Consider the following 22,849-nt stretch of genomic DNA (forward strand, 5'->3'; position numbering starts at 1 on the left):
ATGCAGGCCGCACTCGCTAGCTTTCTCGCCCCACTGATGTTGTCTTCTTCCATCTTCGGCGCTGGCCTTACACCCGGCGAGCTGCCGCAAACTACGAAATACGAATCTCCTGTTGATATCGCTTTCGGCTGCCCTGCACCATGGTGCGGGAGGTAAAAACATCCCTCTTGGTCGTCGATGACGACCCACTTGTCCTTGAGGCCTTGGGGCGCTATTTTGCCTCGGCTGAGGACATGGAGGTGCGCGCCACCGCAGAAAATGGCAAGGTCGCTCTCGCGCTTTTGCAGGAGCAGGACTTTGACGTCATTGTCGCGGACATCCATATGCCCGAGATGGATGGCACTACCCTCTTGCGTGAGGTCAATAAGCTGGAAGACCCACCGGTCTTCGTCGCCATGACCGCAATGGACAATGATGAAACCCTCAAAGAGGTCATGGCCAATAAGGCTGCGGCTTATATTCTGAAAAGCTCCAAGCCGGTCTACATTTTGGATACTGTGCGTGAGGCTGTACGCGGCGGCACGGTTGTCACCCCGCAATCCCTCACCCGCCTATTTGAACAGCTTCCTGATTGGAACACTGAGGGCACCGACGCTAATACAGCAGCAGCGACCGCGAAGATTAAGGACAACCACCACATCTCGCCTGCTTTAGAGCAGGTCTTGGACCTGGTCTGCCAAGGCAAATCCAATGAAGAAATTGCCAAGAGCACACACTATGCACCGGGCACAGTGAAGAAGTATGTGTCCACCCTGCTCAGTGAATTCCACGCCAAGTCGCGGCTTGAGCTGGCAGTGAAGGCGCTCAAGGCCGGCTACGGTTCTTAGAACCCAATTGTTGGACAATCCGGGGGTGGGCTACCCCCGGATGCGTCAATACCCCCTCTAAACCCCACATGCTGGGGTTTATTTTTTGTTTTTCTACCCCCGTTACCGTTTTGCAAAGGAGACTAGCATCACGTTTGGTGCTTCCCTATAATTACGACAACACCAAAGTTCATAGTATTTCCTAGGCAACAATCGCAGCCTGAACCTGCAGGGTTGCCGCGAGTCAGAGCGCTATACCGCTCACGTTTCTTCCTCTGCCCCTATAGTCACGTCATAGAAAGCAGGTGAGTGTTGAACACCAACCTGGCGCGCGTTCGTCGCAGCAGCGATAGGCCTCCCGTCCGCATTCGGCCCGCATAAAGGCCCGCTGAACATCGCATTTCACCACGAATCTTTGCGACCCTCACATTGCGTCGCGCGCACCCGCGTGTTCGCTCCTCACCCAGCTGCACCCTGCAGCACCACATAGCTCACCGCTCACCATCCAGACGCCGTATCGCCCAGCAATTCCAGACCGGCGCAGATACATCTACCTTCACTCCCGCGTGAAGGGTGGTGTCTAGGATGTGACCCGTTTGAAATAGAGGTAGAACCCATATGACTTCTCCTGCAAATACCCGCTTGCCCATCTCTGATGATGTGGAAGCAGTCCTGCCCGCAGCGATTAGCCGCGCCCACGACTGGTTGAAGTCCACTGCGGACGAAGAAGATAAGGCCACCGAACAGCTCGCGGACCTACTGCGCGATGAGGACGGAGTGAAGTTCACCATGGACTTCGTCGACCGCGTCATGCGCCCAGAAGATGACAAGGTTGCCGCACACGCGCTGAAGGATATTTCCTCCCACTATGACCCGTCGTTCCTGGGCAGCATCAATGGTGCGCTCGTTGGTGCCGGTGGCTTCTTCGGCCCAATCCTGCCCAACCTGGTCATGCCGGTGGCCCGCCTGTACATGCGCAAGATGGTTGGCCACCTCGTTCTGGACGCCGAGTCTGATGCACTCAACAAGATTCTGGACAAGGCCGCCGAATCCGGCGAACAGCTCAACCTCAACCTGCTGGGTGAGGCCGTGCTCGGTGAGGAAGAGGCTAAGTCCCGCGCGCAGCGCACCCTCAAGCTCATCCAGAACCCACGCGTGACCTACGTTTCGGTCAAAGCTTCCTCCATGGTGGCCCAGCTCAATCACTGGGATATTGATGGCTCGGTAGAGCGCCTCAAGGAGCGCCTGCGCCCGCTGTATCAGGCTGCGGCCGACCGCACCGACAAGGTCTTTATCAACATGGACATGGAGGAGTACCACGATCTCCACCTGACCATCCGCCTGTTCAAGGAGCTGCTCAGCGAGCCGGAGTTCCTCACCCTGGATGCCGGCATCGTGCTGCAGGCTTACCTGCCAGATACCTTCGATGCGCTCAAGGATGTCGCTGACTTTGCCAAGGAGCGCGTGGCTAAGGGCGGCGGCAAGGTCAAGGTGCGCATTGTAAAGGGCGCGAACCTATCCATGGAAACCGTGCAGGGCGAGGTCCACGATTGGCCGCTGGCTACCTACACCAACAAGCTCGACGTTGACGCCAACTACTACCGCCTACTGGATTTCATCCTGCGCGAAGAGTACGCCGATAGCGTCCGCATCGGTGTAGCAACCCACAACCTCTACACCGCAGCTATGGCCTATGAGCTGGGCAAGAAGCGCGGCGTGCTGCACATGATGGATTCGGAGATGCTGCAGGGCATGTCCCCAGCACAGCAGGCAGCGGTGCGCAAGGTCTTTGACGGCCGCCAGATCCTCTATACCCCGGTTGTCCACGCAGAAGACTTCGATGTCGCCGTGTCCTACCTGGTGCGCCGCTTGGAGGAGAACTCTGCGCCGCAGAACTTCCTCTACGCACTCTTTGCCCCAGGCGAGGAGCCGCTTGCGGACCAGGAAGAGACGTTCCGTCGGGCCGTCGCCAAGCGCTGGGACACCTTCGCTGGCGCCCGTCGCACCCAAAACCGCCTCGAGGAGGATGGCCGCCAGGCACCGCGCACCGGCCGCTTTACCAACGAGGCCGATACTGACCCGGCTCTCGCCCCGAACCGCCAGTGGGCGCAGGAAGCGCTCAAGCGCAACCCGGGCGAGCACGGCATCGCGGAGGTCACGGACCCAGCAGCAGTAGAAAGCCACATCGCCCGCGCCAAGGAGCTCGGCACCGAGTGGGGTAAGCGTCCTGCCGCCGAGCGCGCTGCGGCCCTCGAGGCGGTCGCGGACGAGATTGCTTCCCAGCGCGGTAAGTTCATCTCTGTGGCTGCGTATGAGGCCAATAAGACCGTTACTCAGACCGACCCTGAGGTCTCTGAGGCGATTGACTTCTGCACCTACTACGGCCAGTCCGCGCGCCTGCTGGAGGAGTCCTACTCCCAGTTCACCCCGCACACCGTCACCGTGGTAACCCCGCCGTGGAACTTCCCCATTGCCATCCCGACCGGCGGCATTGCGGCGTCCTTGGCGGCTGGCTCGGCGGTTATCGTCAAGCCAGCCCCGCAGGTAGTTCACTGTGGCAAGCTCGTGGTGGAAGCCTTCCGCACCGCCCTCGAGGCGCAGGGCCTGGATCCGGATTTGGTGCAGCTCGTGCTCACCGATGAAGCCGAGGCCGGCAAGGCGCTGCTCTCCCACGATGATGTAGACAATGTCATCCTCACCGGCGCGTCCGATACCGGTGCACTCTTCCGTTCCTGGAAGCCCAAGATGAACATCATGGCAGAGACTTCCGGTAAGAACGCGCTCATTATCACCCCAGCGGCAGACCCCGACTTGGCCATCGATGACCTCTACAACTCCGCTTTCGGTCACTCTGGCCAGAAGTGCTCGGCGGCCTCCCTGGTCATCTTCGTCGGCGCGGCAGGCAAGTCCGAGCGTCTGCGCACCCAGCTATTGGATGCTGTCAAGACCCTTAAGCCGGGCCCGGGCTTTGATATCACCACGACCATGAACGGCTTGGCCGAGGAACCAAGCGAGAAGCTCCTGCGCGGCCTCACCCAGCTCGAACCGGGTGAGAAGTGGCTACTCAAGCCGGAAAAGCTCAACCAGGAAGGCACCCTGTGGTCCCCGGGCATTCGCGATAATGTGCAGCCGGGCTCCTGGTACCACAAGAATGAGTGCTTCGGCCCCATCCTTGGCATCATGTACGCCGATACGTTGGAAGAGGCTATTGCCTGGCAAAACGACACCGGCTATGGCCTGACTGGCGGCATCCACTCGCTTGATGACGCCGAGATTGAGTACTGGATCGACAACGTTGAGGTGGGCAATGCCTACGTCAACCGCGGCATTACCGGCGCGATTGTGCAGCGCCAGTCCTTCGGCGGTTGGAAGAAGTCCGTCATGGGCCCGGGTGCTAAGGCCGGCGGCCCGAACTACGTGGCGCAGATGGGTGAATGGGCCGATGGCGAGCTCAAGCCACGCAATGTGGACATCGCTCCAGCTAGCCTCGCCGCGCTGCACCGCCTGCGCGATAACCTCTCCGGCAAGCTCACCGAGGACGACATCACTTGGCTGTGGCGCGCCGCAGAGCTGGACCAGCTGGCTTGGCAGGAGGAGTTCGGCCGCAACCACGACCGCACCGGGTTGGTCTCTGAGGCCAATATCTTCCGCTACCGTCAGCTACTGACCAAGCTGCGCGTGCGTGTGGGCGAGGGCTACGCGCTGCGCGAAGTTGCTCGCCAGGTGCTGGCAGCCGCCATCACCGGTACTGCAACGGAAATCTCCGCCACCCCGGAGGTTGCTACCCAGCTGCAGGACCTCGGTTTCGATATCAAGGCCATTACCGACGAGGCTTTTGCCACCGACGTGGCCAATGCCCCCTCCTCCCGCGTGCGCGCCTTGGGCACCGTGCCGGATTCCATCTACGAGTCCGCAGTGCGCTCCAACTCCGTGGTGCTGGACCAGCCCGTGCTTGCCGACGGCCGCCGTGAGCTCATCCCTTACCTCCTTGAGCAGGCAGTCTCTGTAACCATGCACCGCTTCGGCATCATCCGCAACGTAGGCAACCTGCGCGAGGAGTAATCTCCCGCCGCATTAAAGGCACTCCCAGGAGGTAGCGTCCCGCCCGTGGGCCGCTACCTCCTTTTCGTATATGCGCTGCACGTTTTATGTGGCATAGTGGTAAGCAATGTCTACATCACATAATTCATCTTCCCGCGACGAGGCCCAGCGCCCGTCTGCGCAGGAACAAGGCACCGCAACGCAAATCCAGAAGCCAGGCGAAGAAGATTCGCATACCCTCGTCGCTTATGATGATGCGCATCTCGGTGCAGAAGCCGCCAGCGAGCACCCCGCTGAGCGCGATGATAAATCTGCCATCCTGGCCAAGGACTTCCGCACCATGGCCAAGGTCTCGGTGGTCTTTATTCTCATCGTCGCCGGCTTGGCCCTGGCGGGCTATTTGCTCAAGTTCATCTGGGTAGGCCTGCTCCCTGTCCTGCTCGCCATCCTTGTCTCCACGGTGCTCTACCCAGTCAGCGCCTGGCTGCGCGGCAAGGGATTCCCGCGCTCACTCGCGGCCGTGAGCACTTTGCTCGGCCTGATCATTATCTTCTGCGGCGTCTTTGCCGCCATGGCCCCAGTGGTCACCAGCCAAAGCCAAACGCTCATTGACCAAGCCGAGGATGGCATTAACCAGCTGACGGAGATGGTGGAAAAATCCCCCATCGATATCCGAAGCGACCAGCTGCAATCCGTGCTCCAAGACGTGGTCAAGTTTGCCAAGGGTCAAGCATCCACCATCGCCACCGGCGTCATCTCTGGTTTCTCCATGGCCAGCTCCATCGTCGTGGCCGCGCTGATCATGCTCTTTGTCACCTTCTTCATCATCAAAGATGGCGACAAATTCCTGCCCTGGCTGCGCAAGTACACCGGCAACTCCACCGGCTGGCATGTCACTGAGCTGGGCGCGCGTATCTGGAAGACCTTGTCCGGCTTTATCCAGGCCCAAGCCGCCGTGGCCATGGTGGACGCTATACTTATCGGCCTTGGCCTGTGGGCTCTGCAAGTTCCGTTAGCACTCGTCATCGCCGTGGTGACCTTCTTCGCCAGCTTCATCCCCATCATCGGTGCCGTAACCGCCGGTGCTTTGGCAGTTATTATCGCTCTGGTATCCAATGGACTAACCAACGCGCTTCTTGCTTTGGCAGTTATCATCATCGTTCAGCAAGTAGAAGGCAACGTCCTCCAACCATTGCTGCAGTCCAAGGCCATGGGCCTGCACGCCACGGTCGTCCTACTCTCTGTGACCGTTGGCTCCACCCTGGCCGGCATTGTTGGCGCGTTCCTCGCCGTCCCCGTGGCCGCAACCATTGCCGTTGTCGTGCGCTACCACGCCGAAATGGCTGCGCTGCGCTCCGGGGAAGTCGAGCCTTCAGATATAGACATCATCACCGGCTCCAAGGATGATCCTGAAGACTTCAGCGACGTCACCTACGAACATGACGAGACTCCACGCGATATGGTAGAGCAGCTCTACCAGTCCATGAGCCCGCTGAGCTAAGACTCAGCGACCACAAGCAGCGCGCCGGCCCTCCGCCGGCGCGCTTTAGTATTTAGCGCAGAAAGCCTAGATCCGTAGCGGCCGAGGCGAGCTGGCGCGCGCCTCGGTCGAGGACGTTGGCCCACGTGCCCTTGGACTCCTCATTCGCGGAATCGGAGACCTGCTTGAGCAGGGTGCAGGGCACGTCGAAGCGCTGGCATACTGCGGCAATGGAATAGCCTTCCATGTCGCAGAGCTGGGATTTTTGGGCCAGCTCAGTGCGCAGGGCGGTATCGGAGACAAACATATCGCCCGTGGCCAGCCCACGAACCGGCAAGCGGCCGGAGGTTTCCAGCTCGATGACCTCTGGCAGCAGGTAGCGGTTGATATCGGTAAGCACCTCGAGCTTGAAGTCGTGTTTGGTGACCTTGCCTACTTCGAAGACGCCAGCCATGCCGTCGACAAGCGCGCCGGCCGTGCCGATATTGACCACGCGCTCGGGAAGGGCGCCATTAGCGCGGGCGTCGGCAAGAGCCTCCGTTAAGGCAATGGCCGCTGGAACCGTGCCGATTCCAGTAATGAGCAGGGGCTCGCCCTCCGGAATGTGCGCGGCCTCCGCATCGACAGCGGCGACGAAAAGGGTACGTCCGTTGAGATTCTCCATGCCTGTGAGAATACCTGCCCGCCCTAATCGAAGTTCAACGTGCGGTTCTTCTGGCGCAGGCGAATCGTAATATTCTTCTGGCCAGCACCGAGTGCGATAATTTTCCCGCTGAGCACGCGCGCGACCGCCAGGTCGGCCTCCGTGGGGGCTTCGGCGGCCACCTGTGCCGTGGGTAGCCAGGCGTCGTGCGGATCAGGCGCGCCAAGGTGAATGAGCCGCTCGCGCTCCACGTCAATCCAATAGCCTTCAGTGGCCATAAAGCGATCGTGGCTCCCATCGAAGGAATCGCGGCGCCACCCGCCCTCGGCCACCCGAAAGACATACGGGCAATAGCCAAAGCGCGAGGGCACGATATAACGCGTCTGGGGGCTGACGCGCCAATGGCCGCGCGCGGAGCTCCAGACTTGGCGGTAGGTATCAGCCAGGCTCATACCCAGCCGCAGGCGCTGTTGTCTGTCCTCGTCTAGCCCCGCATCTTCTACCTGCGTATCTAGCTCACCCAGGCGCGTAGCATCTGCCACGTACATGCCCAGCCATGCCTCTTCCGGCGTCGTATACGGCCCGGTGATATCGCGGTGAAAGGACCCCGGAATTGCCTTGTGCGCGTCCTGGGGCAGGCGCTGGCGCGCGGCAAAAGCCCACAGCCGCGGATGCCCCATGCGGTAGAGCATCACCGTCGCCCGTGGCAGGCGGTCATGCACCTGTTGGCGCGTCAAGTAATCACCAGCACTGATGCGCCGCAGCAGCTGCTTGGCGACGTCCCCCTCCACCTGCTGCTCCATTCCCGGCGCGACTTCCATGTCCGACAGCTGGCTAAGCAGCATCAGATCGATGATGTCTCCCAAATCAAAGACCTGGTTCAATTCCGACTGTGCTTCGGAGCCGAAGGCCTCGATAGCGTCATAGCCTAGAGCCCCACCCAAGCGGCGGATGAGATCCGGGGACACACTCACCCGGTTGCGAGTTGCGTGCAATTCCGCGGCGTTGAGATTGCGGTCCAGCCCCACGAGGGCTCCTTTCTCCCCCTCATTGGGGAAATAATTTTTGGTCATGCTTGGGCTTAAGTCGGACATTGTCCACCGTGCAGGATGGACCCAACCGTTCTGTGTATAGCCTGAATGTTTCCTAGCAAGGTTGTGTAGGCATTTTCCATATCCCAAACTCGCCTCGGTGACTTTTATAGGTCATTTAGATTCATCCATTTATGTCTAGCTTAATCCATTCGGGTTACATTTACTACCATCCGAACTGACTAAACTTACCCCTTCAGGACACCTTTTAGAAGAATTTATGCAACTCCTGTGCCTATAGTATGACGCGGATTGATTCTTAGCTTTCCATTCTCTTTCGCTTTCCTATTTCACCCAACGCACATAGGAGTCCAGCCCTTGACTGATAACAATGCTTGGGGCCGACCGGAACCTTCCTCCTCAAACCCTGGTTCCTCGGGCAACACTCAAACTTGGGGTACACCCTCCTCCCCCGCCTCCCCTACACAGGAGCCAGAGGCAAAATCCACCGGCAAAGGCAAGCGACTAACCATAATCGTGGTTGCGGTTCTCGCCGTACTCGCGCTTGTAGGCGCTGGTGCATGGGCCTTGCTAAATAAACAAGATTCCGGAGACGACCAAGGGGCCGCGACAATGGCCACAACGTCTTCACCTTCAGATTCAGCAACCTCTGAAAAGTCTTCTTCGACCGATTCCGATGAAGATGCGGAAAAGAAGACAGAGGGCAAGGCTAACAACGCCGCTTCGGCGAATGCTCCCACCAAATACGAAAAATGCAATGACTTCGCAGATGAGAAGCTCAGCTCGTGGACAAGACCAATTAAGCAGTACTGCGATGACTCATGGCTTTTTGTCGGTCAGGACGGAACTGCAAACTTCTCCTTGTACTATTGGACCGACAATGCTTGGCACAAATACGATACGGATGGAAGAGCATGGCCTTCCGATATCGGATGCTATGACCAAGACAAGCTTAAAGACGCAGGAGCACCGCTTCCCCTCCTTGACAAGGTCACGCTCTGCACCGATGAAGGCGACACTTCAACAGAAGCTGAAGAAGACGACGAGGAACCAGCAGCAGACGAGTTTGCTTGGGCCGGTAAGTGGAACGGCAAGTGCGATGGTCGCTATATCCTCATTGTCGAATCCGCGCTCATCAGCGGCCCAGAGCCTTATACTGAGACCTCTCGAATTCAAGATAAGTACCCCGGCTCCAAGATTCTTTATGGCGGGGCCTGCAGCTCCCTTCGCAATACGGTGGACGGAAAATCCGTCTACGCCATCTACTACGACGCTGGCTACAGCGTGGACAAAGTCTGTTCCCTCAAAGCACAATATGGCGGCAACGCTCGTTCCCTAAACGATGATGGGGACTTCTCCGACCCTTGCTAGTCCCCCAATATTTCTTCCCTATCACTCTCCTTCCCACATCTGTCACCTCCGATTTACACCTGAAAGGATTCCCTCGTGGCTCACTACAACCTCTACGATTCTCTCTCCCTCGACCCCACCGCAGACTCTTCTCAGCTGGTAGCTGATATCGACGCCAAGCTGGCACAACTAAGCCCAGAAAATGCGGCAGCTCACGACGAGCTCACCACCGCTCGAGAGATCTTCTCTGTTAAAAACCGCCGGACGAAGTACGACGAGGAAATCGCCAACCCCACCGGCCCAGAAGTAGATATCGCGCGCATTCGCAATATCGCTGCTCTACCTCCTGCAAGTGCTACTGATTCCACTAGCCCTGCAGCCAAGCACGAAGCACCATCCCCAAAAGCAACCGGCACCTACACTCCTGCACCCGGATACACCGCCGCACATACACGGCAACCACAACAGGGATGGCCTGCCCACACCGCTAGCCAGCAGGCTTCCTCCAACAACACCGGTTTCAGTAGCTCCAAAAAGCAATTCACCGTCGACTTCAGCAATATGGCCTTCCCGGTCGCCCCCGCCCGCCAACGCTGCCAGTCCATCATGTGGTGCGTAATTTGGGGAATCTTGCTGCTGATGTGGCTGATAGCCGGTATTCGCGGCCTTTCCTTAGCCAACACTGCTGGCGACGCCACCGCGATGAGCCTGCTTTTTGATTCTTCAAATCTCGAAGCGAGAACCGCTGACTTCGCTGCCTCGATAATTAAGACCCTTATCGCGACTCCGCTCCTACTCGTACTGGGCGAGTTCATTTGGTCTATTCGCAAAACCATGGGCCTTAAGGCAGCGGACGATGCCTAAGCGTCCGCTAACGGTATGCAGCTTGCTTGCAGGCCTTGTCCTCACCGCTTGTACTGCAGAATCTCCAGACTCCACGCCACAGGAGCCCTCGATGGCCACTGCGACGACGTCAACAACAAAAGAAGACACAGATGCCCAGCAGGAAGAAACATCCTCTCCCCCTGCTGCGAAGGAAGAAAACTCCACTCGCCCGATGCCACCTAATGTCCTCTTAGACGACGAAGAACCCGCTTCCAAACCGGAAGCCGCACCAGAGTCCGACACGTCTTGCGGTTCTGGTGATGCACAGTCCGCCTTTTCTCAGGGCGTATCGCAGGTGCCCCTGTGGGGCACCATTGGCTGGGAGCTTTTCGACTCCTCCGGCTACGACCCCTGCGCTTCCCTATCGTGGGAGACTCTGATGATTGAAGGAGGAAGCAGTTCCTCACCTTTCCATATCATGCTGTTTAACCACGGCGAATACTTGGGCACAGCAACGGCTAAGCCCTATGGCTTCGCCCCCACCATTGAGCGGGTGAGTGATTCCGAAATCGCGGTGACCTACCACTGGCCGCGTGAGGGCGAAGGAAGTGCCAACCGCTCGGGGACTACCCAAGCGGGCTTCCGCTGGGATGAAGGTGCGCAAAAAGTGATTATGTCTGGAGATGTCCCGCCCACGGGATAGAAGGAAGCTCACAACGGCATTTCGGCGTTTCTTGATGGGAGCTGTTGCTACTCTCGGGAGTAACACAGCTCCCTACGATTAGCTCCGTGGAAGGAAGCCAGATCATGCTGAATACCCGCCCCCGCTTCATACGTCATTCGCGCTCCGCCGCAACATTAGCTAGCGTCGGCGTCCTCTGCCTTTCTTTAGCAGCTTGTGGAAGCGGTTCCGGAGATTCAGGGGATTCACCAACCTTCTCTGCCGCGAGGGAAGCCACTTCAGAAGCGGATGGAGCTACTTCTTCTGCTAACGAAAAGACCGAAGAAAAGCCCTCCCGAAAGACCACTACCGTCACGGAAGTTCCTCCAGAGGAGGAGCAGGAAGAGAGCACGCCGCGTCGAGGTAAGGGCAACGACGGGTCTTCTGAGTGCGGCTCAGATACTGCCGAGACCGCCTATGAAAAGGCTATACCGCAGGTAGAGCCTTATCCGGGACTTGATGCCCCGTGGGGTCCTTTTTCCTCTCAATACGATCCATGTGCAGCTCTTTCATGGATTACTGTAACGCTTGAAGGGGCAACTGTTTCCTCGCCGTATCACATCCTGCTTTTCCACAATGGTGAGTATCTGGGAACGGCAACAGCTAAGGCATATGGCTTTTCTCCGCGAATTAGCCGAGTAAATGATTCCGAAATTGCAGTTACCTACCGCTGGCCAAAAGATGGTGAGAGCAACGCTGCAGCATCAGGGAAGAGCCAAGCCGGTTTCCGCTGGGATGAAGGCGCGCAAAAGGTAATTATGTCTGGGGACGTACCACCGTACTAGGCCGAGGCGAAGCGTGCTTGTTTAAGTCCAAGAGCGGCCAGCGTTATGTTGATGCGAAGCCTCCACGGGTGTGCGAGCCCATTTAGTGGACACGTTATGGGCTTTCGCGGAAAGCTGGCGGTAGTTAGCGTGGCCGTTTTGTGGCGGAAGGAGAGGTAGGAATGAAGGAGATGACGTTTCAACAGAAATTTGGAGTCTTCGCGCTGGTGGCGGCGGTTCTTCTGCTGATCGTGAACCTAGTCGTAGTGGGGACTACGGTGCTGGGGATCTCCTCGCCACTGCTGCTCGGAATCACGGGCATCATTATGATGCGCGGTGACAGAAGTGAGAGCAGCAGCGGCACGAAGAACAACTAACGCAGGCGGTGGCCCACGAATCCGGCGGCGAGGGTGTTGCCGGAAGATTGGTCGATGAGCAGGAAGTTGCCCACCGCACCACGGGCGGCGTAGTCCTCGACGGGAAGCTCCGCCTGGGTCTGGATGGTGATGTGGGCGATGTCGTTCATAGCGACGGACTCGGGGTTCTCAACATCGGAGACGCCATCGAGGTCCAGGGTGCGGGTGATGGCGGCGATGCGGGCTTTGACCAGGGAGGAGCTGTAGCGCAGTTTGAGCATCTGGCCGGGCTTGATGTCCTTTTCGGTCAGGCCAACGACTGTGGCATCGAATTCGCGGGTGGCCGCGGGGCGTTGGGACCCGGCGATGAGATCGCCGCGGGCGAGATCGATGTCGTCGGCAAGCAGGAGCGTCACGGAGTCGCCGGTGGTGGCGGAGTCGGCGGGGCCGTCGGCAGTGTCAATCTGGGTGACGGTGCTGGTGCGGCCTTCGGGAAGGCCAACCTCATCGCCCACGGAGATGGAGCCTGCCTTCACGCGGCCGGCGTAGCCGCGGTAATCGGAGGCGTGCTCGCGGATGACGTACTGAATGGGGAAACGGAAGTCCAGCTCATCGGCGCGGCCAGTGGCCACGGGGACGGTCTCGAGCACCTCGAGGACAGTCGGTCCGGTGTACCAGGGCATATTAGAGGAACGCTCGACCACGTTATCGCCCTTGAGCGCGGAAATCGGCACCACGGTGGTATCGGTGATGTCTAAGCGCGCGGCGATCTGGTTGAACTCGGACTCAATATCGCGAAAGACCTGCTCGTCATAGTCCACGAGGTCAATCTTGTTCACCGCGAGGACCACGTGGCGCACACCAAGGAGGGCGGCGACGTTGAGGTGGCGGCGGGTTTGTTCGACGACGCCATGGCGGGCGTCGATAAGAAGCACCACTACCTGGGAGGTAGACATGCCGGTGACCGTATTGCGGGTGTACTGCACGTGCCCCGGGGTATCGGCGAGGATAAAGGTGCGCTTATCCGTAGCGAAGTAGCGATAAGCCACGTCGATGGTAATTCCCTGCTCACGCTCGGCCCGCAGGCCGTCGACAAGCAAGGAAAGGTCCATGCCGTCGAAACCGCGGTCAGTGGAGGTGCGCTCCATGGACTCGACCTGGTCCGCGAGCACGGACTTGGTGTCATAGAGCAGGCGGCCGACGAAGGTGGACTTGCCGTCATCGACGGAGCCGGCGGTGCACAGGCGCAGGGTATCGCGCTGCTTGAGGGCGCCGACATTCGGCGCGAGGGTGGTCGTCATCAGAAGTAGCCTTCCTTCTTACGGTCCTCCATAGCGGACTCAGAGAGTTTGTCATCGGCGCGGGTGGCGCCGCGCTCAGAAAGGGTGGAAATGGAAATCTCCGCCAGCACCTCATCCGGCGTCGATGCGGTAGATTCCACGGCACCGGTGCAGGACATATCGCCCACGGTGCGGTAGCGCACGGTGCGGGTTTCTAGTTCCTCGCCCTCGGCCGGGCCACCCCATTCACCAGGGGCTAGCCACATGCCATTGCGCTTGAATACCTCGCGCTCGTGGGAGTAGTAGATGGAGGGCAGCTCCAGTTCGCGGGCGCCGATGTATTCCCAAATATCGGACTCGGTCCAGTTGGAAATAGGGAATACACGGACGTTTTCGCCGGCCATCTTGCCGCCGTTGTATAGATCCCAGAGTTCAGGGCGCTGGCGGCGGGGATCCCAGCCGCCGAAGGAATCACGGATGGAGAAGATGCGCTCCTTGGCACGGGCGCGCTCCTCATCGCGGCGGGCGCCGCCGCATACGGCGTCATACTCGCGCTCGGCGATGGTCTCTACCAACGGCACCGACTGCAGCGGGTTGCGGGTGCCATCGGGGCGCTCCTGCAGGTCACCGCGGTCAATCCAATCTTGGACGCGGGCCACGTGCAGGCGCGCGCCGGATTCTTCTACCAGGCGGTCGCGGAAGTCGATGACCTCGGGAAAGTTATGCCCGGTATCGACGTGGAGGAGCTCGAACGGAACCGTGGCCGGAGCGAAGGCGCGGCGGGCTAGCTCGAAAACAACAACGGAATCCTTGCCGCCAGAAAAGAGGATGCCTACCTTGTCGAATTGGCCGGCCACCTCGCGCAGGATGTGGATGGACTCGTTTTCAAGGTCTTTGAGGTGTGGGGAAAGTGTGCTCATTATTCGTGTAACCCGCATTCTGTCTTGCCGTCTGCAAATACGCGCCCGGATCGGGCATCTTCGCCTTCGCCAACTGGGAAGGTCAGCGGGGCGCAGCCGATGGAGCGGTATCCCTGCAGGGTGAGTGGGTGGATGATGAGGTCGTTGTCCTCGATATAGCGGTCTGTATCGTCTAGATCCCAGGTGATGATGGGCGATATCTTCAATCGTCCGGTGCGATCCAAGCTCAGCGCCGGGGCGGTGGCGCGGTGCTCGGAATCGGCGCGGCGCAGGCCGGTAACCCAGCCGGCATACGGGTCCATCGCCATATTGAGCGGCTCGACCTTGCGCATGCGGTTATAGGCCGCGGTATCGCGGGCATACAGGCGCGGGCCGTAGACCTCATCTTGTTCTTCTGGGCTCAATAGCGGCATCACCCGGACTAGGGGCAGGTCCGAGTAACGCTTTTCTACCTCATCGGCCACCTGGAGGGTTTCCGGGAAGTGCCAGCCGGTATCGATGAAAAGCAGATCCGCATCGAGCCCGGCGCGGTGGGCGAGCTCGGCCAATACCGTATTTTCCATGGACATGGTCACCGCAAGGCGGCCGGGAGCGTGCTCGGCGGCCCATTCGGTGATGGTTTTGGCAGAGGCATCGTGCAGCTTATCCGCCCACTGGTCTACCAATTGCTGGTTGCGCGCGGCTACCTCGGCGTCCAGCGGCGCGGTATCCCGCGTGCCTTCCGGGGAGATGCTGGGGTCACGGTAGTTCTTGCCACCGTCCAGCAGGTTCGTTGTTGGGTTCATGCCGTCACACATTAGGCAAAACCCCAAGGCGGTGCAGGAGATTATGCGCGAAAAGCCGCTGAGCTTGGCGGGAGGTGCGAATAAAAAGTTTCCAATCCGTACTAAGCGGACTAGATTTACAGACAAGACAGTCTATTGCGGGGTATTTGCGCCCCACCCAAGGAGGCACTTCCATGCAGCGTATAGCCATCATCGGGGAGGGGCCGTCCGCCCTATCCACCGCCGAAAAGCTTATCAGCGCTGGCATGTGTGTGGACCTCATTACTCAACGTACCGCACCATTCGGTCTACTTCGACGCTTTGCCGGCCTCGCGGGCGTGCTTGCCGACGCCGTCTCAGGATCCCACTGCGGCCCCGGCACCACTCCCCGGCTCCGGCTGATCGGCAACGTGCGCGTAGGGTCCGACGGCGATATCACCCATAACGAGATCCATCGCCTTGCTGCCGCTGGTGACCGCGAACTGCTCCTGCTAGAGCTCAAGGCCCGGGGCATCGCCGTTACCACTTGGGAAGGGCTGTGCGCTCCCCTCGAAAACTTCGAGGATTGGCACAGCGTCATCACCCGCGCGCAGCTGGCGCATGTGGGAATTTAAGCCCCGCCCAGCCCTAGCGCCGCCGCGCAAAGCAGATATAAACTTGCACAGCTAGATAGCTTCAGTATGAAAGAGTCGCAAGTTTATGGATTTGCTTCGCATCCTTTGGACACGGTCCGCGCCGTATGCACCATATGTCATAGCGGTTCTAGTGTTTCAGGCTCTATCCACGGCCGCCACGCTGTACCTCCCATCGCTAAATGCCAAGATCATTGATGAAGGTGTGTCTCAGGGCGATGTGGACTTCATCTGGCGCACCGGCGGCATCATGCTGGCCGTAGCCTTTGCCCAAGTCATCACCGCCATCGGCGCAGTTTGGTGCGGCAGTCGCACCGCTATGGGGGTGGGCCGGGATGTGCGCAGCCAAGTCTTTCGCCACGTTAATTCCCTGTCCACTGAGGACATGAGCCGTTTTGGCACACCTACGCTTATTACCCGCGGCACCAATGACGTCCAACAGGTGCAAATGGTCTACATGATGATGCTGAACTTCATGGTGACCGCACCCATCATGTCCATCGGCGGCATCATCATGGCCGTGCGCGAAGACGCCGGGCTGTCCTGGCTGGTGTGGGTGTCCGTGGCGGTATTGCTCGGCACGATTTCCGTCATCATTGCCCGCCTCATGCCACTCTTTCGCTCCATGCAAGACAAGCTGGACGCCATCAATGGCACGCTGCGCGAGCAAATTACCGGCATTCGCGTGGTGCGCGCCTTCGTGCGTGAGTCTTATGAAACCGAGCGCTTCACCGAGGAAAATAAGAACATTACCCGCCTGTCCTTGAACATCGGCCGGCTTTTCGTGGTGATGTTTCCGCTCATTACGGTGATCCTCAACGTGGCCACGGGCGCGGTGCTGTGGTTTGGCGGTCACCGCGTGGATGACGGCCTAGTCAATGTCGGCTCGCTAACCGCATTCTTGCAGTACTTACTGCAGATTCTCGCTGCGGTAATGATGGGAACATTCATGGCTATGATGCTTCCGCGCGCTATCATTTGCGCCCGCCGCATCACTGAGGTTCTCAACCATGAGCCGTCCATTACCCCACCGGAGTCCACCACAACACCGGCGACGTCCGCCGGCACAGTGGAATTCCGCAATGTCAGCTTTTCTTATAGCGGCGCAGAGGCACCGGTGCTAGAGGATATTTCCTTTACCGCCCAGCCCGGCACCACGACGGCCATCATCGGTTCGACCGGCGCGGGCAAGACCACCCTCATTTCCCTTATCCCGCGCCTTTATGTCCCAACCGAGGGCCAAGTGCTTATCGACGCCACCCCTACCACCTCCCTGGCCCGCCAGGACATCGTCCAGCGCGTGTCCATCGTTCCACAAAAGGCCTACCTATTTAGCGGCACGGTGGCCTCCAACCTGCGTCTTGGTCGCCCAGAAGCTACCGATGAGGAGCTCTGGGAGGCGCTGCGCGTAGCCCAGGCGGATTTCGTGGAGGACCTAGACATGCCTATCGCTCAAGGTGGCACCAATGTCTCCGGCGGCCAACGCCAACGCCTATCCATCGCGCGCATGCTGGTCGCCCGCCCGCTGGTCTATCTCTTCGACGATTCCTTCTCTGCCCTTGATGTGGCTACCGATGCCAAGGTGCGCGCCGCAATGCAGGCTTCCTTCGCACAGCGTGAGCAACCGGTGACCAGCATAATCGTCGCCCAGCGCGTGGCCTCTATCCGCTATGCCGACCAAATCCTGGTACTCGATGCCGGACGCATTGTTGACCGTGGCACGCACGAAGAACTTCTCGATCGCTGCGCGGTGTACCAAGAAATTGTTGATTCCCAAGAAACCGCCGCTGCTGCAGGAGGCGAGAACTAATGGCTGAAAATACCGCCTCCACCGCCGAGCCCACGGATAACGCTCCTGACGTCATGGGGGAATCTGCACCCCGCCAAGCCAAGAATTTTTGGCCCTCCATCAAACGCCTCTTTTCCTTGCTTGCTCCATTTAAGCGCAGCCTATGGGCCGTGGCAGCTATGAATGTTGTCTGCATTTTCTTAGCCGTTGTGGCTCCAAAAATCATGGGCAAGGCCATGGACGTCATCTTCGCCGGAGTTATTTCCCGTAACCTTCCCACCGATATAACCGCCCAACAAGCCATCGATGGCATGCGCGCTCAAGGACAGGACCGCTTCGCGGACATGGCTTCCGCCATGGATCTCATCCCTGGCGAAGGCATTAACTTTAACCGCTTGGGCACGCTCATCATCACCGTAATCGCGATGTACATCGTCTCTTCCGGCTTCCAATGGTGGCAGGGCGCCATTCTCAACAAGGTGAGCATGGATACCGTATTTGACCTGCGTGAGCGGGTAGAGGCCAAGATTAATGCGCTGCCGTTGAATTACTTTGATTCCCAGCAGCGCGGCGATATCCTCTCACGCACCACCAATGACATCGACAACGTGCAGCAGGCACTGCAGCAAGCACTCTCGCAGCTGTTTTATGACGCTCTGTTGGTCATCGGCATCACCATCATGATGTTTAGCGTTTCTTGGCAGCTCGCGCTGGTTGCTCTCCTAGCTCTGCCGCTTACCGCCCTAGTCATCGGGGTCATCGGCGGCCGCTCACAGCGCCAATTCAAAACGCAATGGCGCTCTACCGGCCAGCTCAATGGCCAGGTAGAAGAATCCTTCTCCGGCCATGACCTTGCCATCGTCTTCGGCCGCACAGAAGCTATGACGGAGGAATTTGATAAGCGCAACGAAGAGCTTTACCGCTCCGCGGCAAAAGCACAATTCCTCTCCGGCAGCATGATGCCAATCATGCAGTTCCTGTCCTATCTGTCCTACGTTGCCATCGCGGTCTTGGGTGGCCTGCGCGTGGCTAATGGCCACATGACTTTGGGCGCAGCCACTGCTTTCATCCAGTATTCTCGCGAGTTCAACCAGCCGCTGGGCCAGCTTGGTGGCATGATGCAGCAGGTCCAATCCGGCGTGGCCTCGGCCGAACGCGTCTTTGAGCTTCTCGACGCCGAAGAACAATCCCCCGACACCACCGACGAGGACCTCCCCGGCCGCGCTCGCGGACTCGTTGAGTTCCAAGACGTTGATTTCTCCTACTCGGAGGATAAAGAACTCATCACCGGCCTCAACCTGCGCGTGGAGCCCGGCCAGACCGCGGCCATTGTCGGCCCCACCGGAGCCGGCAAAACAACCTTGGTCAACCTGCTGATGCGCTTTTATGAATTAGACGGCGGTCAGATTCTCATTGACGGGCACGATATCGCCCGCATGCCCCGCCAGACGCTGCGCTCCCAGGTGGGCATGGTGCTCCAGGACGCCGTGCTTTTCAAAGGGTCGATCATGGACAACATTCGCTACGGCCGCTTGGACGCGACGGATGAGGAAGTCATCGCCGCAGCTAAAGCGACTTATGTGGACCGCTTCGTCCACGCGCTGCCCGAGGGCTACGACACCATTATCGATCAAGACGGCGGCGCCATCTCGGCCGGCGAGCGCCAGCTCATCACCATTGCCCGCGCGTTTTTGGCCCAGCCCGCGCTGCTCATTCTCGACGAAGCCACCTCTTCGGTCGATACCCGCACTGAGGTACTCGTCCAAGAAGCGATGAACGCACTGCGCGCAGATCGCACCTCCTTCGTCATCGCCCACCGCTTGTCTACTATTCGCGATGCCGATCTCATCCTCGTCATGGAAAACGGCACCATCGTCGAACAGGGCTCGCACGATGATCTCCTTGAAACCCAGGGCGCCTATTGGTGCCTGCACCAATCGCAGTTCAATAAGGCTTAAATGGAAGCTGCAGCGTGGTTACTGCACGTTGAGCTGGACCTGCGGGGCGTGCAAATTAGCGCCCTGCAGGTTGACCAGCTCCATGGTGACATCTTGTAGCGAAATGTGCTCCATCAAAACGTTGGGGATAGGAGCATCGGGCACCACGTGCGGGTCGGGAACGCCCAATTGATCAAGCACCGCGTTGAGATCGCCGTTGGATAAATCGACGTTTACCGGAATGGTGGGGTGATCCACCACCGCGGGCGTTGTCTGTAGTCCAGTGGTCAGGACGGTGACCGGCCCGTCCGTGACGGTGGTTTCCACGTCACCAGTGGTTAGCTTGCCTTGCCCCACAGCCGCGGGCAGGGTCAACGCGAGGTTTCGCGCGGCCAACTTGTCACCTACGAGTTTCAGTGCTCGTTGTTCACCCTGTGCGGTAGGCACAGTAATAAGCGAGGCGCTTACGTTTCCAGTCAGGGTGACATTATCAGCAGTCACCGTGCTGAGTTCAGATTGCGCTAAGGCCAAGCCTTCCTGCGCACGGGTTTCCTCAGGTTGGTTCACCGCACACACCGCGGTAAAAGCGCAGAGCACTGCGAGCACACTACCTTTTACCACACGAGCGGAGCGACGACGCGGTAGTGAGCTCAGCCTGAATAGCTTCATACTGAACCCGCCAGCTCTTTGGCCTGGGATTTTTTCTTCTTCTTGTGCTTCTTTGGAGACTTCTGGCGATCCTGTGGCTGCCAAGCAAATGAGAGCGCACCACCGATAATGCCTAAAAGGCTGCCGATCACGAAGCCGCCCAGGTTCGTGGTGGGAAGCGCGATGATCGCCACCAAGATGGCTAAAACACCCAGGTAAGACGAGGTCTCCTGCCGAAACCAAGCTCCAAGGCCGAACATGATAAGTGCCGCACCAATAAGGAGCGTCGAAACGCCCGACACCGTGGAAATCATGACCAACAGATCAGAAATGCGCACAGTAATATAGGCCGGCGCTGCGATGGCGATGCCGGACAAGATAAGCAACAATCCACCCGCGAACGGACGACGCTTACGCCAGTGTTTAAACCGCTTCCACCAGCTCTCTTTAGGAGCCACTCGGGTTACGGCTTTGTCATTTTTGTTATTCGCTGCGGAGTCCTGCGATTCACCAGCGCTTTTAACCGCATCCGCTACCGACTGCGATGCGTTGTCTCCATCGCTTTCCGCCGCGGCCGTGGCTTCAGCGCCAGCCTTAGCGGTGTCGTCGGCCTTCGTCTCCGCAGCACTAGCGTGATCAGTGCCAGTGGCGGCCTCGCCAGCGGTTTTCTCGGCCGGCTCATGGGTGGAATCTTGGGCGCTGCGTGCAGCTTCGCCGTTATCGGCACCGGTTTCGTTCACCGCAGGCATGCGCAAAGTCTCATCATCAGAAGACTTAGCAGCCATTGTTGTTGCTTCCCCTCTTCACCGTCACATTCACACCAGAGGCAGCGAGCCTTTCTGCTCCCACCGAGGTCGTACGAATATCGTCCGCGCTCAGGGTCACCTTCTGCGCGTACAATCCCCACGAACCTGGATCTGCCTTGTCATTAACCTGGCTGGCGTCAACACCCACGTTGGCATTCGTCAGATCCAGCTGACCCTTAATATCGGTAGCACCAACCAAGAGATTCTCTACCTCCACACTGTCATCACCATTCGCACGGAGGGCGAAGGTGGTCTCGCCAATGCCTGGGACATCAGGAAGATTGGCGGACAGGCACAAATTGGAAGCCACGGCGTGCTCAAACTTCAAGCGCGCGGCGGGGATGGTTTCTTCTCCCATCTTGTCCCTATCAACGAAGATCGACAATCCTTCGCCCTCTAGGTGGCTCATGTTCACCTTAAAGAAGGTTCCTGAAAGTGCGATATTAGCGGTCAAGCCACCTTGGGCTACCGCAAAACCTGTTACACCAAAAGCTGCAAGCCCGGCAGCCAGTGCGGTTGCAAACTTTGGAATACTAATCCTGCCCATGAAGGAACCTTTCTGTGGAATTGAAAAGGCGGGGTAGCTGCCTGTTTTAGCAGCGTCCCCCGTCTACGGTGAATTTTCAGCCCACTCTTTACCGCGGCAAGAGATATACAAGCCCACGATGAGAAATAGACTTACGCAATCCACTGATAAAATGAGCTTGAACACACGTTAGCACTACCTGAGACACGTCACACAAAAAGGGGTGCAATTAAATACGCCCGCAACGGTGTAGCCCAGATCATGTGTTTAAAGAAGATTATCGCACTCCTGCCATTGTCAACTTCCAATCCCCCACTAAACCTGCAGCACACAACACTGTACCCCCAAATTTGTGCGCCATGTAATAAGTGTGCACCGGTGTGTGTTACGCTTCACAACCATCAGATTTTATCGACTACGGAGGGTCGAATTGTCCAACTCACTGAAACCCGAAAATGCACAGGCAAACGAAGAAAATACCCACATTGATTCCACTCAGTCCGGTGCGGAAGAAGTAAACGCTCAGGACAAGAAGGAAGAAAAGCGCGAGCTGCGCCGCGCTCCTTTGGGCCCGGATTCCCTGTTGTGGAAGTGGGGCTCGGATAACCGCCTGCAGCTATTGCGCGGCTACACCGGCATTTTGCAGAATATGCACCCAGCGATTGGTCAATCCCTTTTGGACCACTCGAAGTTCTTCGACGAGCCTTTCGCTCGCCTGCAGCGCTCTACGCCGCAGATTATTGAGTCCATCTACGATGATGGGGACATCGGTGAGCGCATCCGCGACTACCACGTCACCATTAAGGGCACGCTGCAAAATGGCGAGCGTTACCACTCCCTGAACCCGGAGACTTACTACTGGGCACACGCTACCTTCGTCTACCGCGTTATCTACGCCCAGGAACTCTTCGGTACCCCGTTCACCAAGGAAGAGCGCGACCAAATCGTTCGCGAGGGCGTGACTTGGTGGGATAAGTACGGCATGTCTGAGCGTCCGGTCATCGATAACTACGATGACTTGATCAAGTACATGGATGACATGGCAGACACCGTGCTCGAGCGCAACCAGACCGTTGACTTCGCACTGCGCACCGCACGCGTAGAGCCGGTCAAAGCTCCGGAAGGCGTTCCAGAGGCAGTATGGAAGGTTATCTGGAAGCCCATTATGCGCAGCGCCATCTGGTTGACTGTGGCTACCCTGCCGCAGAAGTACCGCGACATCCTGGATCTGAAGTGGACCAAGCGCGACCAGAAGCGCTTCGACCGCATCGCTAAGTCCGTTCGCTTCATCATGGACCACCTCCCTGAGGACAAGCGCTACATGGAGCCGGGTCGTTCCTTGATGATCAAGAACGGCATGATCGAGGGCAAGTACAAGGAGCCGAAGAAGATCCAAGGCTACAACGCCGCCCAGGCTAAGGACTCTGCTGCCACCGCGGAATCTACCGACAAGCCGGATTCCGATGATGCAGTAGCCGCACGCCGTGCAGCCGGCTGCCCGTTCTAAAA

General features: G+C 58.6%; 20 protein-coding genes. 12 read left to right on the forward strand and 8 right to left on the reverse strand.

The genetic code is table 11. From position 1 onward, the window contains the following. Positions 1-167 precede the first annotated feature (167 nt). From WMQ00_RS08770 to WMQ00_RS08780, 3 genes are all read left to right on the forward strand, one after another. The gene (locus WMQ00_RS08770) at positions 168-827 is read left to right on the forward strand and encodes a response regulator transcription factor (RefSeq protein WP_234288155.1); all 660 of its coding nucleotides are present in this window, start codon (positions 168-170) and stop codon (positions 825-827) included. 597 nt (positions 828-1,424) lie between these two features. Then, entirely contained in the window at positions 1,425-4,868 is a 3,444-nt protein-coding gene (locus WMQ00_RS08775) for a bifunctional proline dehydrogenase/L-glutamate gamma-semialdehyde dehydrogenase (protein ID WP_340440897.1), read from the forward strand. Positions 4,869-4,974: 106 nt separating this feature from the next. Further along, entirely contained in the window at positions 4,975-6,348 is a 1,374-nt protein-coding gene (locus tag WMQ00_RS08780) for an AI-2E family transporter (RefSeq protein WP_200288581.1), read from the forward strand. A gap of 52 nt (positions 6,349-6,400) precedes the next feature. On the opposite strand, the gene WMQ00_RS08785 is transcribed toward WMQ00_RS08780, so the two are convergent. Further along, positions 6,401-6,991, reverse strand: a complete 591-nt coding sequence (locus tag WMQ00_RS08785) for a nucleosidase (RefSeq protein WP_200288580.1) — start codon at positions 6,989-6,991, stop codon at positions 6,401-6,403. A 23-nt stretch (positions 6,992-7,014) separates the two neighbouring features. Further along, positions 7,015-8,043: a hypothetical protein gene (locus WMQ00_RS08790; RefSeq protein WP_316331015.1), complete on the reverse strand. Its 1,029-nt coding sequence runs from the start codon at positions 8,041-8,043 to the stop codon at positions 7,015-7,017. Between the two features lie 336 nt (positions 8,044-8,379). Between WMQ00_RS08790 and WMQ00_RS08795 the strand changes: the two genes are divergently transcribed. From WMQ00_RS08795 to WMQ00_RS08815, 5 genes are all read left to right on the forward strand, one after another. Beyond that, positions 8,380-9,393 (forward strand): hypothetical protein, encoded by a 1,014-nt coding sequence (locus tag WMQ00_RS08795; RefSeq protein WP_023020016.1) that lies wholly within the window; start codon positions 8,380-8,382, stop codon positions 9,391-9,393. Between the two features lie 75 nt (positions 9,394-9,468). After that, positions 9,469-10,236 (forward strand): hypothetical protein, encoded by a 768-nt coding sequence (locus tag WMQ00_RS08800; protein WP_316331013.1) that lies wholly within the window; start codon positions 9,469-9,471, stop codon positions 10,234-10,236. Next, positions 10,229-10,900, forward strand: a complete 672-nt coding sequence (locus WMQ00_RS08805) for an LppP/LprE family lipoprotein (protein ID WP_316331012.1) — start codon at positions 10,229-10,231, stop codon at positions 10,898-10,900. The genes WMQ00_RS08800 and WMQ00_RS08805 overlap by 8 nt, the downstream gene beginning before the upstream one ends. 104 nt (positions 10,901-11,004) lie before the next feature. Beyond that, on the forward strand, positions 11,005-11,703 hold the full coding sequence (locus WMQ00_RS08810; RefSeq protein WP_023020019.1) for an LppP/LprE family lipoprotein: 699 nt from the start codon (positions 11,005-11,007) through the stop codon (positions 11,701-11,703). A 161-nt stretch (positions 11,704-11,864) separates the two neighbouring features. Then, a complete protein-coding gene (locus WMQ00_RS08815; RefSeq protein WP_301716264.1) occupies positions 11,865-12,059 on the forward strand; it encodes a hypothetical protein in 195 nt (64 codons plus the stop codon). On the opposite strand, the gene WMQ00_RS08820 is transcribed toward WMQ00_RS08815, so the two are convergent. From WMQ00_RS08820 to WMQ00_RS08830, 3 genes are read right to left on the reverse strand one after another with little or no spacing between them, the layout of a single operon-like run. After that, the gene (locus WMQ00_RS08820; RefSeq protein ID WP_316331011.1) at positions 12,056-13,339 is read right to left on the reverse strand and encodes a sulfate adenylyltransferase subunit 1; all 1,284 of its coding nucleotides are present in this window, start codon (positions 13,337-13,339) and stop codon (positions 12,056-12,058) included. The two genes, WMQ00_RS08815 and WMQ00_RS08820, sit on opposite strands and share 4 nt — an antisense overlap. Then, a complete protein-coding gene (gene cysD / locus WMQ00_RS08825) occupies positions 13,339-14,238 on the reverse strand; it encodes a sulfate adenylyltransferase subunit CysD (RefSeq protein WP_086588811.1) in 900 nt (299 codons plus the stop codon). The genes WMQ00_RS08820 and cysD overlap by 1 nt, the downstream gene beginning before the upstream one ends. After that, positions 14,238-15,023, reverse strand: a complete 786-nt coding sequence (locus WMQ00_RS08830) for a phosphoadenylyl-sulfate reductase (RefSeq protein WP_316331010.1) — start codon at positions 15,021-15,023, stop codon at positions 14,238-14,240. Before WMQ00_RS08830 ends, cysD begins: the two co-directional genes overlap by 1 nt. Positions 15,024-15,196: 173 nt before the next feature. On the opposite strand from WMQ00_RS08830, the gene WMQ00_RS08835 reads away from it, so the two are divergent. The 3 genes from WMQ00_RS08835 to WMQ00_RS08845 all read left to right on the forward strand — a co-directional run bounded on the left by WMQ00_RS08835 (position 15,197) and on the right by WMQ00_RS08845 (position 19,381). Further along, on the forward strand, positions 15,197-15,616 hold the full coding sequence (locus tag WMQ00_RS08835; protein WP_316331009.1) for a methylenetetrahydrofolate--tRNA-(uracil-5-)-methyltransferase: 420 nt from the start codon (positions 15,197-15,199) through the stop codon (positions 15,614-15,616). Positions 15,617-15,701: 85 nt separating this feature from the next. Then, the gene (locus WMQ00_RS08840; RefSeq protein ID WP_340440898.1) at positions 15,702-17,444 is read left to right on the forward strand and encodes an ABC transporter ATP-binding protein; all 1,743 of its coding nucleotides are present in this window, start codon (positions 15,702-15,704) and stop codon (positions 17,442-17,444) included. Next, positions 17,444-19,381, forward strand: coding sequence for an ABC transporter ATP-binding protein (locus tag WMQ00_RS08845; RefSeq protein WP_340440899.1), 1,938 nt, complete (start codon positions 17,444-17,446; stop codon positions 19,379-19,381). Before WMQ00_RS08840 ends, WMQ00_RS08845 begins: the two co-directional genes overlap by 1 nt. Positions 19,382-19,399: 18 nt before the next feature. Here the strand turns inward: WMQ00_RS08845 and WMQ00_RS08850 are convergent, their stop codons facing one another. The 3 genes from WMQ00_RS08850 to WMQ00_RS08860 are packed head-to-tail and all read right to left on the reverse strand — an operon-like array spanning position 19,400 to position 21,361. Then, positions 19,400-19,966, reverse strand: a complete 567-nt coding sequence (locus WMQ00_RS08850) for a hypothetical protein (RefSeq protein ID WP_238801341.1) — start codon at positions 19,964-19,966, stop codon at positions 19,400-19,402. Positions 19,967-20,025: 59 nt separating this feature from the next. Next, the gene (locus tag WMQ00_RS08855; protein ID WP_200288568.1) at positions 20,026-20,793 is read right to left on the reverse strand and encodes a DUF6114 domain-containing protein; all 768 of its coding nucleotides are present in this window, start codon (positions 20,791-20,793) and stop codon (positions 20,026-20,028) included. Continuing rightward, a complete protein-coding gene (locus WMQ00_RS08860) occupies positions 20,783-21,361 on the reverse strand; it encodes a DUF6230 family protein (RefSeq protein ID WP_200288567.1) in 579 nt (192 codons plus the stop codon). The genes WMQ00_RS08855 and WMQ00_RS08860 overlap by 11 nt, the downstream gene beginning before the upstream one ends. Positions 21,362-21,770: 409 nt before the next feature. Here WMQ00_RS08860 and WMQ00_RS08865 point away from each other — a divergent pair, with 409 nt between their 5' ends. Continuing rightward, complete coding sequence (locus tag WMQ00_RS08865; protein WP_200288566.1) at positions 21,771-22,847, forward strand: oxygenase MpaB family protein; 1,077 nt, start codon at positions 21,771-21,773, stop codon at positions 22,845-22,847. Positions 22,848-22,849: the final 2 nt, after the last annotated feature.

The sequence above is a fragment of the Corynebacterium sp. KPL2825 genome, from assembly GCF_037908445.1.
In the GTDB taxonomy this organism is placed as follows: domain Bacteria; phylum Actinomycetota; class Actinomycetes; order Mycobacteriales; family Mycobacteriaceae; genus Corynebacterium; species Corynebacterium kefirresidentii.

What these genes read in the sequence shown, in the direction of transcription:
- WMQ00_RS08835 (WP_316331009.1), top strand. Translation starts at nt 15,197, where the DNA reads ATGCAGCGTATAGCCATCATCGGGGAGGGGCCGTCCGCCCTATCCACC.
- WMQ00_RS08790 (WP_316331015.1), bottom strand. Translation starts at nt 8,043, where the DNA reads ATGACCAAAAATTATTTCCCCAATGAGGGGGAGAAAGGAGCCCTCGTG.
- WMQ00_RS08830 (WP_316331010.1), bottom strand. Translation starts at nt 15,023, where the DNA reads ATGAACCCAACAACGAACCTGCTGGACGGTGGCAAGAACTACCGTGAC.
- WMQ00_RS08785 (WP_200288580.1), bottom strand. Translation starts at nt 6,991, where the DNA reads ATGGAGAATCTCAACGGACGTACCCTTTTCGTCGCCGCTGTCGATGCG.
- WMQ00_RS08810 (WP_023020019.1), top strand. Translation starts at nt 11,005, where the DNA reads ATGCTGAATACCCGCCCCCGCTTCATACGTCATTCGCGCTCCGCCGCA.
- WMQ00_RS08860 (WP_200288567.1), bottom strand. Translation starts at nt 21,361, where the DNA reads ATGGGCAGGATTAGTATTCCAAAGTTTGCAACCGCACTGGCTGCCGGG.
- cysD (WP_086588811.1), bottom strand. Translation starts at nt 14,238, where the DNA reads ATGAGCACACTTTCCCCACACCTCAAAGACCTTGAAAACGAGTCCATC.
- WMQ00_RS08805 (WP_316331012.1), top strand. Translation starts at nt 10,229, where the DNA reads ATGCCTAAGCGTCCGCTAACGGTATGCAGCTTGCTTGCAGGCCTTGTC.
- WMQ00_RS08775 (WP_340440897.1), top strand. Translation starts at nt 1,425, where the DNA reads ATGACTTCTCCTGCAAATACCCGCTTGCCCATCTCTGATGATGTGGAA.
- WMQ00_RS08815 (WP_301716264.1), top strand. Translation starts at nt 11,865, where the DNA reads ATGAAGGAGATGACGTTTCAACAGAAATTTGGAGTCTTCGCGCTGGTG.
- WMQ00_RS08840 (WP_340440898.1), top strand. Translation starts at nt 15,702, where the DNA reads ATGGATTTGCTTCGCATCCTTTGGACACGGTCCGCGCCGTATGCACCA.
- WMQ00_RS08820 (WP_316331011.1), bottom strand. Translation starts at nt 13,339, where the DNA reads ATGACGACCACCCTCGCGCCGAATGTCGGCGCCCTCAAGCAGCGCGAT.
- WMQ00_RS08845 (WP_340440899.1), top strand. Translation starts at nt 17,444, where the DNA reads ATGGCTGAAAATACCGCCTCCACCGCCGAGCCCACGGATAACGCTCCT.
- WMQ00_RS08780 (WP_200288581.1), top strand. Translation starts at nt 4,975, where the DNA reads ATGTCTACATCACATAATTCATCTTCCCGCGACGAGGCCCAGCGCCCG.
- WMQ00_RS08855 (WP_200288568.1), bottom strand. Translation starts at nt 20,793, where the DNA reads ATGGCTGCTAAGTCTTCTGATGATGAGACTTTGCGCATGCCTGCGGTG.